The following is a 13,361-nucleotide window of genomic DNA, read 5'->3' as shown; positions in this document are numbered from 1 at the left end:
CAGGAGCTGGTCCGGGCCGGGTTCACGATGCTGGTGGACTCCCAGGCCGACATGCGGGTGGTGGGCCAGGCCGGTGACGGCGGCGAGGCGGTCGAGAAGATCCAGGTCACCGCGTGCGACGTCGTGCTGATGGACGTCCGGATGCCCCGGCTGGACGGTGTCGAGGCGACCAAGCGTTTGCAGTCGTTGCCCCAGGCACCGAGAGTGATCGTGCTGACGACTTTCGACCTCGACGAGTACGCGTTCGCCGCGATCAAGGCCGGGGCGGCCGGCTTCCTGCTCAAGAACACCCCGCCCGCCGACCTGCTGAGCGCGATCCGCCAGGTGCACTCCGGCGACGCCGTCGTCTCCCCCAGTACGACGCGCCGCCTGCTCGAGCACTTCGCCGGGGCACTGCCGGACGCGGAGACCGAGCGCCCCGACCTGGCCGACCTGACCGCCCGCGAGCGCGAGGTCCTGGTCGAGGTCGCCCGCGGCCTGTCGAACACCGAGATCGCCCGGCTGTTCACGTTGTCCGAGGCAACGGTCAAGACACACATCGGCCGGATCCTGGCCAAGACGGGCCTCCGCGACCGGGTCGCGCTCGTCGTCCTGGGGTACGAGACCGGCCTCGTGAAACCGCACAAGTAATACCCAGGTCGTACGCGGAGTCCCGTCCGGAGTCCGACGAGATCAGGCGGCACGCTCAATAAGTTCTTCACCAACGTTCAGTTGAGTCGAGGAGTGACATGAGCTTGCAGACCGGGGAGCTTGCGGTGGGACGGCTGCCGCAGGACGGGGAGCCGCGGACCGCCATCCGGGCGCACGAGCTGCGCAAGGTGTACGGACAGGGCGACACGGCGGTCGCCGCGCTCGACGGGGTCTCGGTGGACTTCGGGGTCGGCCGGTTCACGGCGATCATGGGCCCGTCGGGGTCCGGCAAGTCGACGCTGATGCACTGCCTGGCCGGCCTCGACACGCCGACCGACGGCCAGGTGCTGCTCGGCGAGACCGAGCTGACCCGGCTGCCGGACGCCGAGCTGACCAAGATCCGCCGGGACCGGATCGGGTTCGTGTTCCAGTCCTTCAACCTGTTGCCGATGCTGTCCGCGAAGGACAACATCCTGCTCCCGCTGGAGCTCGGCAACCGCAAGCCCGACCAGCAGTGGCTCGGCACGCTGATCGACGTACTCGGCCTCCAGGACCGGCTGACGCACCGCCCGGCGGAGCTGTCCGGCGGCCAGCAGCAGCGGGTCGCGGTGGCACGGGCGCTGGTCGGCCGGCCGGAGGTCGTGTTCGCCGACGAGCCCACCGGCAACCTGGACTCCCGGTCCGGCGCCGAGGTGCTGGGCTTCCTGCGGCGCTCGGTCCGCGAGTTCGGCCAGACCGTGGTGATGGTCACCCACGACCCGCTGGCCGCGTCGTACGCCGACCGCGTCGTGATGCTTGCCGACGGCAAGCTTGCGGGCGAGCTCACGCAGCCGACGCCGGAGAGCGTCCTCGACGCGCTGCGCCAGCTGGGGGCGTGACGTGCGACGTTCACTGCTCTCCTCGCTGCGCGCCCACGTGGGCCGCCTGGTCGCCGCGTGCCTGGCGATCGTCCTCGGGGTCGGGTTCGGCTCGCTCGCGATGATCGTGCACGCGTCCGCGTCGCACGGCGTCGACGAGACGATCGGCGCGCAGTACAAGGGTGTCGACGCCCTGGTCTACCCGGACCGGGCGACGATCTCGCCGGACGACGTCGCGAAGGTCCAGAAGGTCGCGCAGGCGGCGTCGACGGTCACGCTGACGACGGCGTACATGAATGTCTCGTACCCCGACCTGGTCCGGCCGACGGGTCTCCCGATCGACACGCTGTACGGCACCGCCGAGATCCCCGGCCCCGCCGCCTCGGCCGGACGGTTGCCCAGCACAACGAACGAGATCGCGCTGCCGGCCAGGACGGCCGCCAAGCACAAGGTCTCGATCGGCCAGCAGCTCCGGATCAGCTCGTACGACGACAAGTCCTGGACCGTCACGGTCGTCGGGCTCCTGGACGACTCGAAGCAGATCGGTACCGCGTCGGCGTTCGCCACCCCGGCCGCGGTGAAGATGTTCGACCCGGGCGCGTTCGTCCGGGGCGTCGCGCTCGCGGCCAAGCCCGGTGTCACGCAGCAGCAGCTCGCCGACGCCACGCAGGCCGTGGTGGCGAGCGGCCTGACGGTCTTCACCGGTGAGGCGTTCGTCGAGCACGAGATCCGGGACATCACCAGCGGGATCGACGTGCTCGGCGGCGTCTTCGGGATGTTCGCGCTGATCGCGCTGTTCGTCGCCTGCCTGGTGATCGGCAACACGTTCACGATCGTGATCGCCCAGCGCACCCGCGAGATGGCGCTGCTGCGCTGCGTCGGCGCGTCGCGGCGGCAGGTGTTCTCCTCCGTGCTCGCCGAGGCGGCCGTGGTCGGGGCGATCGCGTCCGCGATCGGTGTGGTCTTCGGGGTGGCGCTGTCGGCGCTCGCGCTGGCGCTGTTCCGCGAGTTCGACTGGGGCATCCCCGCGGTCCCGCTGCACCTCGGCCTGGCGTCGGTGTTCCTGCCGCTGCTGATCGGTACCGTGGCCACGCTGATCTCGGCCGTCGTACCGGCTCGCCGGGCGACCAAGGTCGCGCCGCTGGCCGCGCTCCGCCCCGAGGTCGCCCCGGCGGCCGCTTCCCGGGCCGGCGTACTGCGTTTGCTGCTGGGCTTCCTGCTCCTCGCCGGCGGCGGTGTGCTGCTCGTCGGCGGCGCGATGCTGCACGAGGTGCTGGTCGGTGTTGCCGGCGGTGCGCTCTCGTTCCTCGGCATCCTCGCGATCGGCTCGCTGCTGGTACCGGCGCTGATCCGCTTGATCGGCGCCCTGCCGGCACGCAGCGGCGGCGTCCCCGCCCGGATCGCCGTCGCGAACGCGATCCGGAACCCGAAGCGTACGGCGGCCACCACCTCGGCACTGCTCATCGGCGTCACGCTGATCAGCCTCACGTGCGTCGGCATCGCCTCGGTGCAGAAGACCTTCGACGTGTCGATGAACGGCCAGTACCCGGTCGACCTGAAGGTGACGGCGTACGGCGAGAAGATGCCGGCCAACGCCGAGCAGCAACTCCGCGACATCCAGGGCGTCACCCAGGTCGTCCCGGTCCGCACCGCGACCGTCGGCTCCGGCGAGAACGAACTGACCGTCACCGGGCTCGACGCGGGCGCGGCCGGCTCGGTGATCCACAACCCGGAGCTGGCCGGCCGGTTGCAGCCGGGCACCGCACTGGTGTCGTTCGCGGTGATGCGCTCGATGAAGGTCGACAACGGCGGCCCGATCACGATCGTGTCGGGGAAGCACCGGCTGACGCTGACCGTTCAGCAGGCGCACGGCTTGGACCAGGTCACGGTGACCTCGGCGGACCTCGCGAAGCTTGCGCCGAACGCGCCGGTGACCGGGTTCTGGCTGGCGTCGGACCCGGAGGCGGACGGTACGAAGGTGATCGACGCCGTGGAGCAGTCGCTGCCGTCGGTGAAGAGCCTCGGGGTCGACGGCGGGCTGGCCGAGCGCTCCAGCTACACCAAGGTGTTCGACGTCCTGCTGATCGTCGGGATCGGCCTGCTCGGGGTCTCGGTGCTGATCGCCCTCGTCGGCGTCGGCAACACCCTCAGCCTGTCGGTTCTCGAACGGACCCGGGAGAACGCGCTGCTGCGGGCGATGGGCCTGTCCCGGCGCCAGCTGCGCCGGATGCTCGCCGTCGAGTCGTTGCTGATGGCCGTCGTCGCGGCGGGGCTCGGGATCGTGCTCGGCCTGCTCTACGGCTGGGCCGGGACGAGCGCGCTGATGGGCGGCCAGACGGTCGACGGCAGCGTCGAGTACGCCGTACCGGTGACGCTGCTGGCGGCGATCGCCGCCGTGGCCGCGATCGCGGGCCTGCTCGCCTCGCTGCTACCCGCCCGGCGCGCGGCCAAGGTCGCCCCGGCCGGAGCGCTCGCCACCGAATGAGGTGAGCACCGAATGAGCCAGCGGCTCGCCCGGCTTGAGGGGGCCGGGCGAGCCGCTTCAAACTATTTCGATCCGATTCCCGTGGCCGTCGGCGGTGTGGAACCGCCGACGGCCCGGGATCGTCTCGTTGTCCCAGGTCACCGGATAACCGAGACCTTCGAGCTTCGCGGCCAACGCATCCAGGTCGTCCACCGCCAGCGCCGGGTGCGCCTTCTTCGCCGGAGTGAACTCGTTCTCCACCCCGACATGGATCTCCGCCGCCCCGGCCTTGAACCAGCACCCGCCGCGCGGCTTCAGCAGCTCAGGCTTCTCCACCTCGGTCATCCCGAGCGCGTCCCGGTAGAACGCCCGCGCCACATCCTCGCCATCGGGCGGGCACGACACCTGCACGTGATCGAGTCGCATCGGTCAGCCCTCCTTGTGCGCCACGGCGAAGATCCGGCGGAACGGCAGCAGCGTCCCGTACTCCTGCTGCGGATACGCCTCCGCCAGCCGGGCGCCGTACTCCGCCTCGAACTTCCGTCGCAGGTCGTCCGGCAACGACTGCAGCACCGGCCGTGCGCCGGTCCCCTTCACCCATTCGAGTACGGCGTTGTCGCCGGCCAGCAGGTGGTAGTACGTCGTCTCCCACGCGTCGACCACGCACCCTTCGGCGCTGAGTGCCTCGACGTACTCGGCCGGACCGGGTACGTCGGGGCGCAACGAGGCGTCCTTCGCGTACTCGGCGTACGGCGCGGTGCCCGCGAGCTCGCGCAGGATCGCGTGCGACGGGGCGTCACCGTTGCCGGGGATCTGGATCGCCAGCCAACCGCCCGGCCGCAGCGCGCGCACGAACCCGGGCAGCAGGTCGAGGTGCTCGGGGACCCATTGCAGCGTCGCGTTCGTGACAATCACGTCGAGGTCGGCGCCGGACCACTCGCGGACGTCGCCGAGCTCGAAACTCAGCCGGTCGTCGGCGTACTGCGCGGCTGCTTCGAGCATCTGCGGTGAGCTGTCGACGCCGCGGATCTCGGCCTCCGGCCACACCTGGCGCAGCGTCGCGGTCAGCGCCCCCGGACCGCACCCGAGATCGACGACCGTCCGGACGCCGGTCGCCCGGACCCGCTCCAGCAGGTCCCGGAACGGCCGCGCCCGTTCGTCGGCGTACGTGCCGTACTGCTCCGGACTCCAGACCGGTGACGTGCGCATCGGCTGTCCCTTCCCTCGACGATTTATCTTGATGTCGAGATACTCTAGCCCTGCCAGTTGTCTTGATGTCAAGAGTCTTGATGGGTAGTCTCGGAGCATGGAGGACGAGGTCGACCGGCTGATCGGGGCCTGGCGCCGGGAGCGCCCGGATCTCGACGTGGCGCCGATGGAGGTGCTGTCCCGGGTCAGCCGGCTGGCGCGGCACCTGGATCGCGCCCGCCGTCAGGCCTTCGACACCCACGGCCTCGAGTCCTGGGAGTTCGACGTGCTCGCCGCGCTCCGCCGCGCCGGGACGCCGTACCAACTCTCCCCCGGGAAGCTGCTGAGGGAAACCCTCGTCACCTCCGGCACGATGACGAACCGGGTGGACCGGCTGGCCGCGCGCGGCCTGGTCGAGCGGCTGCCGGACCCGAGCGACCGGCGCGGCGTGCTCGTCCAGCTGACCCCCGCGGGCCGCGACAAGGTCGATGCCGCGATGGCCGACCTGCTCACCCACGAGCGCGCCCTGCTCGGCGGTCTCAGTGAGCGCGACCAGCAGAAGATCGCCCGCGTACTGCGGGAACTGGTCCGGCCGTTCGACCTGGAAAAACACTGACCGAAACGCACCGCAAAACAGGTTGCTGGTCCGGACAAAGGCCGGCCGCAATTCCCCGGGAATTATCCGAAAAGCCGACCCGTCACTTCGGGGCTGTTCCGCTCGTTGCTAGTTGCAACGAGATCGAGAGGCTGCTGTAGCCGACGGCTGTCGACACCGGTCTACACCCCTACTAGGGTCAACACCGTCGGTGGCCGATCGACTACAAAATGTCAAAGTGATGGTGACTTCGGCGGCAAGAGGTGGTCCGCCGAAAGTGGCCGCGCGGTGCTCGGGGCTCGGGGCTCGAACAACGCCGGCCGGCACGGGGCCCGCTCACCCAGGAGCTCGGCGCACCCCTCCGAATCACAGGGGATCGGAGGGGGCGCCGCGGCTCGAACCTCCCGGGAATCCGGCGCGGAACGGCTACTCGGCGCGTTCCGCCGCCTCGAACCAGGCAGTCTCCAGCTCGCCGCGCTCGTCCGCGAGCTTGCGCAGCTCGGCGTCCAGCTCGGCCAGCCGTTCGTAGTCGCTCGCGCTCGCGGCCAGCTGGTCGTGCAGTTTCGCCTCGGCCTCGGTCAGCTTCGCCAGCTGACGCTCGATCCGGTTCAGCTCTTTCTTCGCCGCCCGGGCCACTGCCGCGTCAACGATCGGACTTTCAACCACCTGGGTGTTTCCGCCCGGCGACAAATCCGTGGACACTTCCGTCGCCGGTGTCAACGCATTCGACGTCGCCCGGCGGGGAATTCCGGCGGCGAGTTCGTCGAGATACTGGTCGACCCCGCGCGGCAGATGCCGGACCCGGCCGTCGCCCATGATCGCGTACACCATGTCGCTGACCCGCTCCAGGAAGTACCGGTCGTGCGTGACGGTGACGACCACCCCCGGCCAGCCGTCCAGGAAGTCCTCCAGGACGGTCAGCGTCTCGACGTCCAGGTCGTTCGTCGGCTCGTCGAGGATCAGCACGTTCGGCTCGTCGAGCAGGATCCGCAGCAGCTGCAGCCGGCGCCGCTCGCCGCCGGACAGGTCCGAGATCCGGGTGGTCAGCTTGTCCCCGGTGAACCCGAACCGCTCGAGCAACTGCGACGACGTCAGCTCACCGCCGCGGCCGGCGAGCGCCGCCGTACGCCGGATCGCGGTGATGTGGTCGAGGACGGTGACGGTGCCGTCGATCTCCTCGAGGGTCTGGGACAGGTTGGCGACCCGGACCGTCTTGCCCTGCTTCACCACACCGCGGTCCGGCGGGAGCTGCCCGGTGAGGACCTTCAGGAACGTGGTCTTGCCGGCGCCGTTCGGGCCGAGCAGCCCGATCCGGTCCGCCGGGCCGAGCCGGAACGTGACATGGTCGAGCATCGACCGGTCGCCGAAGCTCAGGCTGACGTCCTCGACGTCGAACACGTCCTTGCCCAGCCGTGCGGTGGCGAGCTGCGACAGCGCGAGCTGGTCCCGCGGCGGCGGCTCGTTGGCGATCAGCTCGTTCGCCGCCTCAATCCGGAACTTCGGCTTGCTGGTCCGCGCCGGCGCGCCCCGCCGGAGCCAGGCGAGCTCCTTCTTGAGGAGGTTCTGCCGCTTCGTCTCGGTGACCTGCGCGGTGCGCGCCCGCTCCGCCTTGGCCAGGACGTAGGCGGCGTACCCACCGTCGTACGACGTGACGCGGCCGCCCTGGACCTCCCACGTCTCGGTGCAGACGGCGTCCAGGAACCAGCGGTCGTGGGTGACGACGACCAGCGCGCCCGCGCGGTCGACCACGTGCTCCGCGAGCCAGCTGACCGCCTCGATGTCGAGGTGGTTGGTGGGCTCGTCCAGGACCAGCAGGTCGACGTCGGTGAGCAGCAGCCTGGCGAGCGACGCGCGGCGGCGCTCACCACCGCTCAGGCTGCCGACCAGCGCCTGGTGGTCGACCTCGCCGAGCAGGTGCTCCATCACCGAGCGCGCCCGCGGGTCGGCCGCCCAGGTGTAGGTCTCGACGTCGCCGAGCACCGCGTGCAGCACGGTCTGTCCGGGGTCGAGGTCATCGGCCTGGCCGAGGTACCCGAGTCGCAGGTCGCGGTTGTGTGTGATCCGGCCGCTGTCCGGCTCCTCGCGCCGGGCCAGGACCTGCAGGAGCGTCGACTTGCCGTCGCCGTTGCGCCCGACCACGCCGATGCGCTCACCACGGCCTACGCCGAGACTGACCGAGTCGAGCAGTGTGCGGGTCCCGAAGCCCTTCGAAACAGCTTCCAGATTGACCAAGTTAGGTGGGGCCATAACGCGCCCCAGGGTAGCTGACGGCGGCACCCTGACCCGGATGGTGCCAGGATCGTCCAGGTGTTGAATCCCGCCTGGCTCGAAGGCCTGTCCCTGGGCGACCCGGTCGCCGCCGATCCGCTGGAGGGCGGGTACGCCAGCAGGACGTACCGCGTGCGGACCACGCTGGGCCGGTCGGTGGTCGTCAAGACGCAGGACGACCTCCCGCCGGACCTGTACGCGCTGGAGGCCGAGGGCCTCGAGGCGCTCCGGCGACCCGGCGGGTTCGCCGTACCCGAGGTGCTGCGGGTCACGCCGCACTTCATCGTGCTGTCGGACCTCGGTACGGCGGAACCGTCGCCGACGTACTGGGAGGACGCCGGGCGGGCGCTGGCGCTGCAGCACCTGCAGCGGGCGGACAAGTTCGGGTACGACCGGGACAACTACCTCGGCGTCCTTCCGCAGCGGAACCCGTGGACCACGGACGGTCACGCGTTCTTCGCCGAGCACCGGCTGCTCCGGTTCCTGGAGGAGCCGCTCTGCCACCGTCAGCTCCCCGACGCCGACCGCCACCGCCTGGAACGCGTCGCCGGCCGCCTCACCGAACTGATCCCGCCGCAGCCACCGTCGTTGCTCCACGGCGACCTCTGGCACGGCAACCTGCTGCCCAGCCCTACCGGCGCCCCGGCGCTGATCGACCCGGCCGTGTACTACGGCTGGCCCGAGGCAGAGCTCGCCACGTTCCTCATCTACGACCAGGTGTCCGACGTCCTGTTCGAGGCGTACGAGGAGATCCATCCCCTCACCCCGGGCTGGCGCGACCGCCTCCCCCTCCTCCACCTCCGCGAACTGCTCTCCATCACCGCCCAGACGCCCGACTGCCACGACACCCTCGCCGAGATCCACACCATCCTCAAACGCTTCGATTGAGGTGCAGGAGGTACTGCTTTTCGTTGAGGGGGTTGCCGTCGGTTCGGGGGCGGGTCGGCGGTGGGCCCGCGACGGGCTGGTGGGAGTGGAACGTGGTGGTGAGGACGGCCTCGCCCCGGGTGAGGGTGGGGAGGTGGGACTCGAAGGCGTGCGTGGTGGCGGCCGGGATCGTGCCTTCGACGTGGGTCTGCGTGGCCTGGGTGACAACGCCGCGGTGTTCGGCGACGTGGGCCAGGATGCGCGACACCGTGTCGGTCGGGACGTCCAGTTCGAAGTGGTTCAGCGGCTCCAGGACCGTCGTACCGGCCTCGGCGACCGCCTGCATCAGGACCAGCGGCACCAGGCGGCGGAAGTCGGCGGCGACAGTGCCGGCGCTGTCGTACTCCGTGTGCGTGAGCTCGACCCGGACGGCCGGGATCTCCCACCCGCACAGCCCTTGGTGCAGCGTCTGGCGGACCGTTTCCTCGATCGCGGTGTGGAACGCCCGCGGCAACGCCCCGAGCTCCACCTCCAAGACGTACTCGATGCCCTCGGCAACCGGTGAGACGCGGAACCCGACCCCGGCCGTCCACAGGCTGTCCGCCATCGTCCGGACCGCCGCACCCACACCGTCGAGCCGTTCGACGTGGATCGGCGTCGTCTCGCTGAAGGTGACCTCGACGCCGTACTCCGACGCGAGCAGCGACGCGATCACCTCCTTCTGCACCTCGCCGTAGAGGCTGACCGTGATGTCGTCCGCCTTCCGGACCCGGATCAGCGGATCCTGCTCGGCGAGCTGCGTCAGCGCCTGGAACAGCCTGACCCGGTCCCGCGCACTCACCACGGTCTCCAGCGTCGGCGGCGCGAACAGCTGCCCGACCTGCTGCGTCCGGACGCCGAGCTGGTCGCCGATCCGGATGCTCTTCAGCCCGCGTAGCGCCACGATCTGCCCGGCCTCGACGCGATCCGCCGGCCGCCGGGCGCCGTCGCCGTACACCTCGATCCCGCTCGGCCGGGTCTGGTACTGCGGACCGTCGACCGGATGCACCGCGACCGGGGTGCGCGCCGCGAGCGTCCCGCTGAGGATCCGCGCCGAGGCGAGCTTCTGGCCGGCGTCGACACGCTCGACCTTGAACACCCGCGCCCGCAGCTCGTCGTCCGGCGATCCGGTTGCCCGCGGCAACCACGTGCGGATGCCCCCGATCAGCTCCGGGACACCCACCCCGGTCATCGCGGAGCCGAAGTACACCGGATGTACGGCGGACCGCGCGACCTGCCGGCACAGCTCGCCCGCGTGGTCGACGTCCGCGTCCTCGAGGTACCGCTCCAGGAACGCGTCGTTGCGCTCGGCAAGCAGCTCGCCGAGCTCGGCACGTCGTACGTCGAGCAGTTCCACCGAGGCGGCGCGGGTGCCGAGCTCCGCGACCGACGCCATCGGCACCGCGGCCGGCGTCAGCAACCGCCGGATGTCCGCGAGCAGGTCGTCGTACCGCGCTCCGACCCGGTCGATCTTGTTCACGAACAGCAGCGTCGGGATCCGCAGCCGGTCGAGTGTGCGCATCAGCAACCGCGTCTGCGGCTGCACGCCCTCGACCGCGGAGATCACCAGCACGGCGCCGTCCAGCACGGACAGCGCCCGCTCGACCTCGGCGATGAAGTCCGAGTGCCCCGGGGTGTCGATCAGGTTGACCGGCAGGTCGCCGAGCGTGAACGACACCACCGCCGAGCGGATCGTGATCCCGCGTTTCCGCTCGAGGTCCATCGAGTCGGTCCGGGTGTTCCCGTCGTCGACCCGGCCGACCCGGTCGACGACCCCGGCCGCGTACAGCAGCCGCTCGGTCAGGCTGGTCTTACCGGCGTCGACATGCGCCACAATGCCCATCGTCAGGGAGTTCAAGAGTCCTCGCGAATGCGTCGAAACGATCAGTACCAATGAGGTCGATCGATCCGCGGCGCATCCCGGTCTCCTGTCTGACGATGACGGGTCTCGCTCGCGACGCTAGCACCGGCCGGCGCCGGTGACGAACGGATTTTCAGGCTTCGAGGACGGGTACGTCGTACTTCTGGATGAGCCTGTCACGCGTCACTAGCGTCAACCTCTCGACGAGAGCCTGAGCCACCAGCATCCGATCGAACGGGTCCCGATGGATCGCCGGCAACCGCCCGGCCAACTCGGCGTGCGACGTCCGGATCGGCAGTTCGCTCAGGCCGCTGTCCTCGACCACGCCACCGAGGTCGTCGGGCAGGTCGATCTTGCCGGACGCCGCCTTGCTCGACAGCTCCCAGATGGTTGCCGCACTGACGTACACCTCGAGCTCGGTATCGATCCGCTCCTTCAGCTCATTCGAGAGGTCGTCGGTGTCCTGCAACCACCAGAGCAGGACATGTGTGTCCAGCAAGAGCCGCGCAGCGCCCGGCAGCCCGCTCACGACGACAGGCCGAAGTCGGCAGCGATCTCGGCGTTTGTCTCGGGCGAGTCCCAGTCGTCGGTGTAGCTGATCCGGTCGGCCAGTGAGCCACGGCCCGTCCGGCGCCGCACGTCGGCCAGCGGCACAACCTTGGCGACCGGATGCCCAGCACGGCTGATGACCACGATCTCGCCGTGTTCCACACGGTCGATGATGCGTGACAGCTGCGTCTTCGCCTCGTGGATGTTGTACTGCGCGAGCTCGCTCACGGATCCTCCTTAGTCCACTTAGCTAAGTGTACTACCGGCTGACGATCGCGGGGAGGATGCGGGCGCCGGGGACGGGGCCCTCGGCCTGGCGGACCATGCGGCAGAGGCCGGACTCGGCGAGGTCGACGGCCAGGTCGACGGCGCTGCGGCTGTCGGCGGCGAGGAACAGGCAGGTCGGGCCGGAGCCGGAGACCTGCGCGGCCAGCGCGCCGTGCTCGAGGCCGAACTGGAGCGTGTCGCCGAGCTCCGGCCGGAGCGCCAGCGCGGCCGCTTGGAGGTCATTGCTGAGGGCAACCGCGAGCGCCCCCGGCTGGCCGGACAGCAGCGCCGACATCAGCTCCGGGCGGACCTGCGGCGGCTCGACGCGGCGCAACGGCCGCATCCGGTCCAGCTCGCGGTAGACCTCCGGCGTGGACAGCCCGCCGTCGGCGATCGCGAACACCCAGTGGAACGTGCCGCGGGACATCACCTCGGTGACCTGCTCGCCGCGCCCCTGGCCGAGCGCCGTGTGACCGACCAGGCAGAACGGTACGTCGCTGCCCAGCTCCCCCGCGTGGTGCTGCAGCTCGGTCTGGGTCAGCCGCAGCCCCCACAACCGGTTGCACGCCACCAGCGTCGCGGCCGCGTCGGTCGACCCGCCGGCCATCCCGCCCGCGACCGGGATCGTCTTGCGGATCGTCAGGTCGACGCCTTCGTCGACGTCGTACTCCGCCTGCAGCAGCTTCGCCGCCCGGACCGCGAGGTTCGTCCCGTCGGTCGGTACGTCGTCCGCGAAGTCGCCGGCCACCTCGACGGAGACCTCGCCGTCGTCGGCCCGCAGTACCGCGGTCACGTCGTCGTACAGGGCGACGGCCTGGTACACCGTGGCGACCGGGTGGAAGCCGTCCGGACGTGGCGGCCCGACCGACAGACCGAGATTGATCTTGGCCGGCGCCCGCACCGTGACCTCAGCAGAAGGTGGCACGTCGGACAGGCTAGTGCCTCACACAGTCCGCGCCGCACCGGCGAGGGCGGCGAACTCTGTGATCCCCAGCATCTCGCCGCGCAATTGCGGGTCGATCCCGGTCGCGTCCAGCACCGCGTCCAGGCGCGAACGGTCCGGCATCCAGCGCGCCAGCGCGGAGCGGATCGTCTTGCGGCGCTGCGAGAACGCGGCCTCGATCACCGCGAACACCTCCTCGCGGCTCGCCTCGGTGACCGGCGGGTCGCGGCGCTCGAAGGCGACCAGCCCGGAGTCCACGTTCGGCGCCGGCCAGAACACGTTCCGTCCGATCGGCCCGGCGCGCCGGACGTCGGCGTACCAGGCGGCCTTCGCGGACGGTACGCCGTACGTCCGCGAGCCGGGCGCGGCGGCCAGCCGGTCCGCGACCTCGGACTGCACCATCACCAGCCCGTGCCGCAGCGAGTCCGAGACCTCGAGCAGGTGCAGCAGCACGGGGACGGCGACGTTGTACGGCAGGTTGGCCACGCACGCGGTCGGCGTACCGATCTCCGCCGGGCCGACGTCCATCGCGTCCGCCTCGACCACCGTCAGCCGGGACGCCTGCTCCGGGGCGTACGTCGCGACGGTCGACGGCAGCGCCCGCGCCAGCAGCGGGTCGATCTCGACCGCGGTCACCCGGTGCCCGTCCGCGAGCAGCGCCAGCGTCAGCGAGCCGAGGCCCGGGCCGATCTCCAGCACGGTCTCACCGGCCTCGGAGAGTCCGGCGGCGCGGACGATCCGGCGGACCGTGTTCGGGTCGATGACGAAGTTCTGCCCGCGCTGCTTGGTCGGGCGGACGCCGAGCGCGGCGGCCAGTGAACGCACTTCCGCCG

The 13,361-nt window shown here is 70.6% G+C and carries 13 protein-coding genes; 5 read left to right on the top strand and 8 right to left on the bottom strand.

The genetic code is table 11. The features are described 5' to 3' along the window. The first annotated feature begins 27 nt into the window (after nt 1-27). From ABN611_RS19550 to ABN611_RS19540, 3 genes are all read left to right on the top strand, one after another. On the top strand, nt 28-630 hold the full coding sequence (locus ABN611_RS19550; RefSeq protein ID WP_350281659.1) for a response regulator transcription factor: 603 nt from the start codon (nt 28-30) through the stop codon (nt 628-630). Nucleotides 631-728: 98 nt separating this feature from the next. Next, nucleotides 729-1,508, top strand: coding sequence for an ABC transporter ATP-binding protein (locus ABN611_RS19545; RefSeq protein WP_350281327.1), 780 nt, complete (start codon nt 729-731; stop codon nt 1,506-1,508). A gap of 1 nt (nt 1,509) precedes the next feature. Further along, nucleotides 1,510-3,972 carry an ABC transporter permease gene (locus ABN611_RS19540; RefSeq protein ID WP_350281326.1) on the top strand — a complete coding sequence of 821 codons (2,463 nt, stop codon included), beginning with the start codon at nt 1,510-1,512 and terminating at the stop codon, nt 3,970-3,972. 57 nt (nt 3,973-4,029) lie between these two features. Here the strand turns inward: ABN611_RS19540 and ABN611_RS19535 are convergent, their stop codons facing one another. Continuing rightward, the gene (locus tag ABN611_RS19535) at nt 4,030-4,377 is read right to left on the bottom strand and encodes a VOC family protein (protein ID WP_350281325.1); all 348 of its coding nucleotides are present in this window, start codon (nt 4,375-4,377) and stop codon (nt 4,030-4,032) included. A 3-nt stretch (nt 4,378-4,380) separates the two neighbouring features. Next, nucleotides 4,381-5,160, bottom strand: a complete 780-nt coding sequence (locus tag ABN611_RS19530) for a methyltransferase domain-containing protein (RefSeq protein ID WP_350281324.1) — start codon at nt 5,158-5,160, stop codon at nt 4,381-4,383. A gap of 97 nt (nt 5,161-5,257) precedes the next feature. On the opposite strand from ABN611_RS19530, the gene ABN611_RS19525 reads away from it, so the two are divergent. Next, nucleotides 5,258-5,755: a MarR family transcriptional regulator gene (locus tag ABN611_RS19525; RefSeq protein WP_350281323.1), complete on the top strand. Its 498-nt coding sequence runs from the start codon at nt 5,258-5,260 to the stop codon at nt 5,753-5,755. Nucleotides 5,756-6,160: 405 nt separating this feature from the next. On the opposite strand, the gene ABN611_RS19520 is transcribed toward ABN611_RS19525, so the two are convergent. After that, nucleotides 6,161-7,981, bottom strand: coding sequence for an ABC-F family ATP-binding cassette domain-containing protein (locus tag ABN611_RS19520; RefSeq protein WP_350281322.1), 1,821 nt, complete (start codon nt 7,979-7,981; stop codon nt 6,161-6,163). A gap of 60 nt (nt 7,982-8,041) precedes the next feature. On the opposite strand from ABN611_RS19520, the gene ABN611_RS19515 reads away from it, so the two are divergent. After that, on the top strand, nt 8,042-8,890 hold the full coding sequence (locus ABN611_RS19515) for a fructosamine kinase family protein (protein ID WP_350281321.1): 849 nt from the start codon (nt 8,042-8,044) through the stop codon (nt 8,888-8,890). Here ABN611_RS19515 and ABN611_RS19510 read toward each other — a convergent pair. From ABN611_RS19510 to rsmA, 5 genes are all read right to left on the bottom strand, one after another. Continuing rightward, entirely contained in the window at nt 8,874-10,751 is a 1,878-nt protein-coding gene (locus tag ABN611_RS19510) for a translation factor GTPase family protein (RefSeq protein ID WP_350281320.1), read from the bottom strand. The two genes, ABN611_RS19515 and ABN611_RS19510, sit on opposite strands and share 17 nt — an antisense overlap. A gap of 151 nt (nt 10,752-10,902) precedes the next feature. Further along, on the bottom strand, nt 10,903-11,298 hold the full coding sequence (locus ABN611_RS19505) for a type II toxin-antitoxin system VapC family toxin (RefSeq protein WP_350281319.1): 396 nt from the start codon (nt 11,296-11,298) through the stop codon (nt 10,903-10,905). Next, entirely contained in the window at nt 11,295-11,546 is a 252-nt protein-coding gene (locus ABN611_RS19500) for a type II toxin-antitoxin system prevent-host-death family antitoxin (protein ID WP_350281318.1), read from the bottom strand. The genes ABN611_RS19505 and ABN611_RS19500 overlap by 4 nt, the downstream gene beginning before the upstream one ends. 31 nt (nt 11,547-11,577) lie before the next feature. Then, nucleotides 11,578-12,510, bottom strand: a complete 933-nt coding sequence (locus ABN611_RS19495) for a 4-(cytidine 5'-diphospho)-2-C-methyl-D-erythritol kinase (RefSeq protein WP_350281317.1) — start codon at nt 12,508-12,510, stop codon at nt 11,578-11,580. An 18-nt stretch (nt 12,511-12,528) separates the two neighbouring features. After that, the gene (rsmA, locus tag ABN611_RS19490) at nt 12,529-13,353 is read right to left on the bottom strand and encodes a 16S rRNA (adenine(1518)-N(6)/adenine(1519)-N(6))-dimethyltransferase RsmA (RefSeq protein WP_350281316.1); all 825 of its coding nucleotides are present in this window, start codon (nt 13,351-13,353) and stop codon (nt 12,529-12,531) included. Nucleotides 13,354-13,361: the final 8 nt, after the last annotated feature.

Origin of the sequence: Kribbella sp. HUAS MG21 (assembly GCF_040254265.1) — a bacterium.
Taxonomy (GTDB): Bacteria; Actinomycetota; Actinomycetes; order Propionibacteriales; family Kribbellaceae; genus Kribbella.
Note: the sequence above shows the minus strand (reverse complement) of the source record. Positions and strands in the feature narration are given on the sequence as shown.

Excerpts from the sequence above, each read along its gene's own strand:
- ABN611_RS19510 (WP_350281320.1), bottom strand. The coding sequence starts at position 10,751 with ATGGGCATTGTGGCGCATGTCGACGCCGGTAAGACCAGCCTGACCGAG.
- ABN611_RS19525 (WP_350281323.1), top strand. The coding sequence starts at position 5,258 with ATGGAGGACGAGGTCGACCGGCTGATCGGGGCCTGGCGCCGGGAGCGC.
- ABN611_RS19535 (WP_350281325.1), bottom strand. The coding sequence starts at position 4,377 with ATGCGACTCGATCACGTGCAGGTGTCGTGCCCGCCCGATGGCGAGGAT.
- ABN611_RS19545 (WP_350281327.1), top strand. The coding sequence starts at position 729 with ATGAGCTTGCAGACCGGGGAGCTTGCGGTGGGACGGCTGCCGCAGGAC.
- ABN611_RS19530 (WP_350281324.1), bottom strand. The coding sequence starts at position 5,160 with ATGCGCACGTCACCGGTCTGGAGTCCGGAGCAGTACGGCACGTACGCC.
- ABN611_RS19550 (WP_350281659.1), top strand. The coding sequence starts at position 28 with ATGCTGGTGGACTCCCAGGCCGACATGCGGGTGGTGGGCCAGGCCGGT.
- ABN611_RS19520 (WP_350281322.1), bottom strand. The coding sequence starts at position 7,981 with ATGGCCCCACCTAACTTGGTCAATCTGGAAGCTGTTTCGAAGGGCTTC.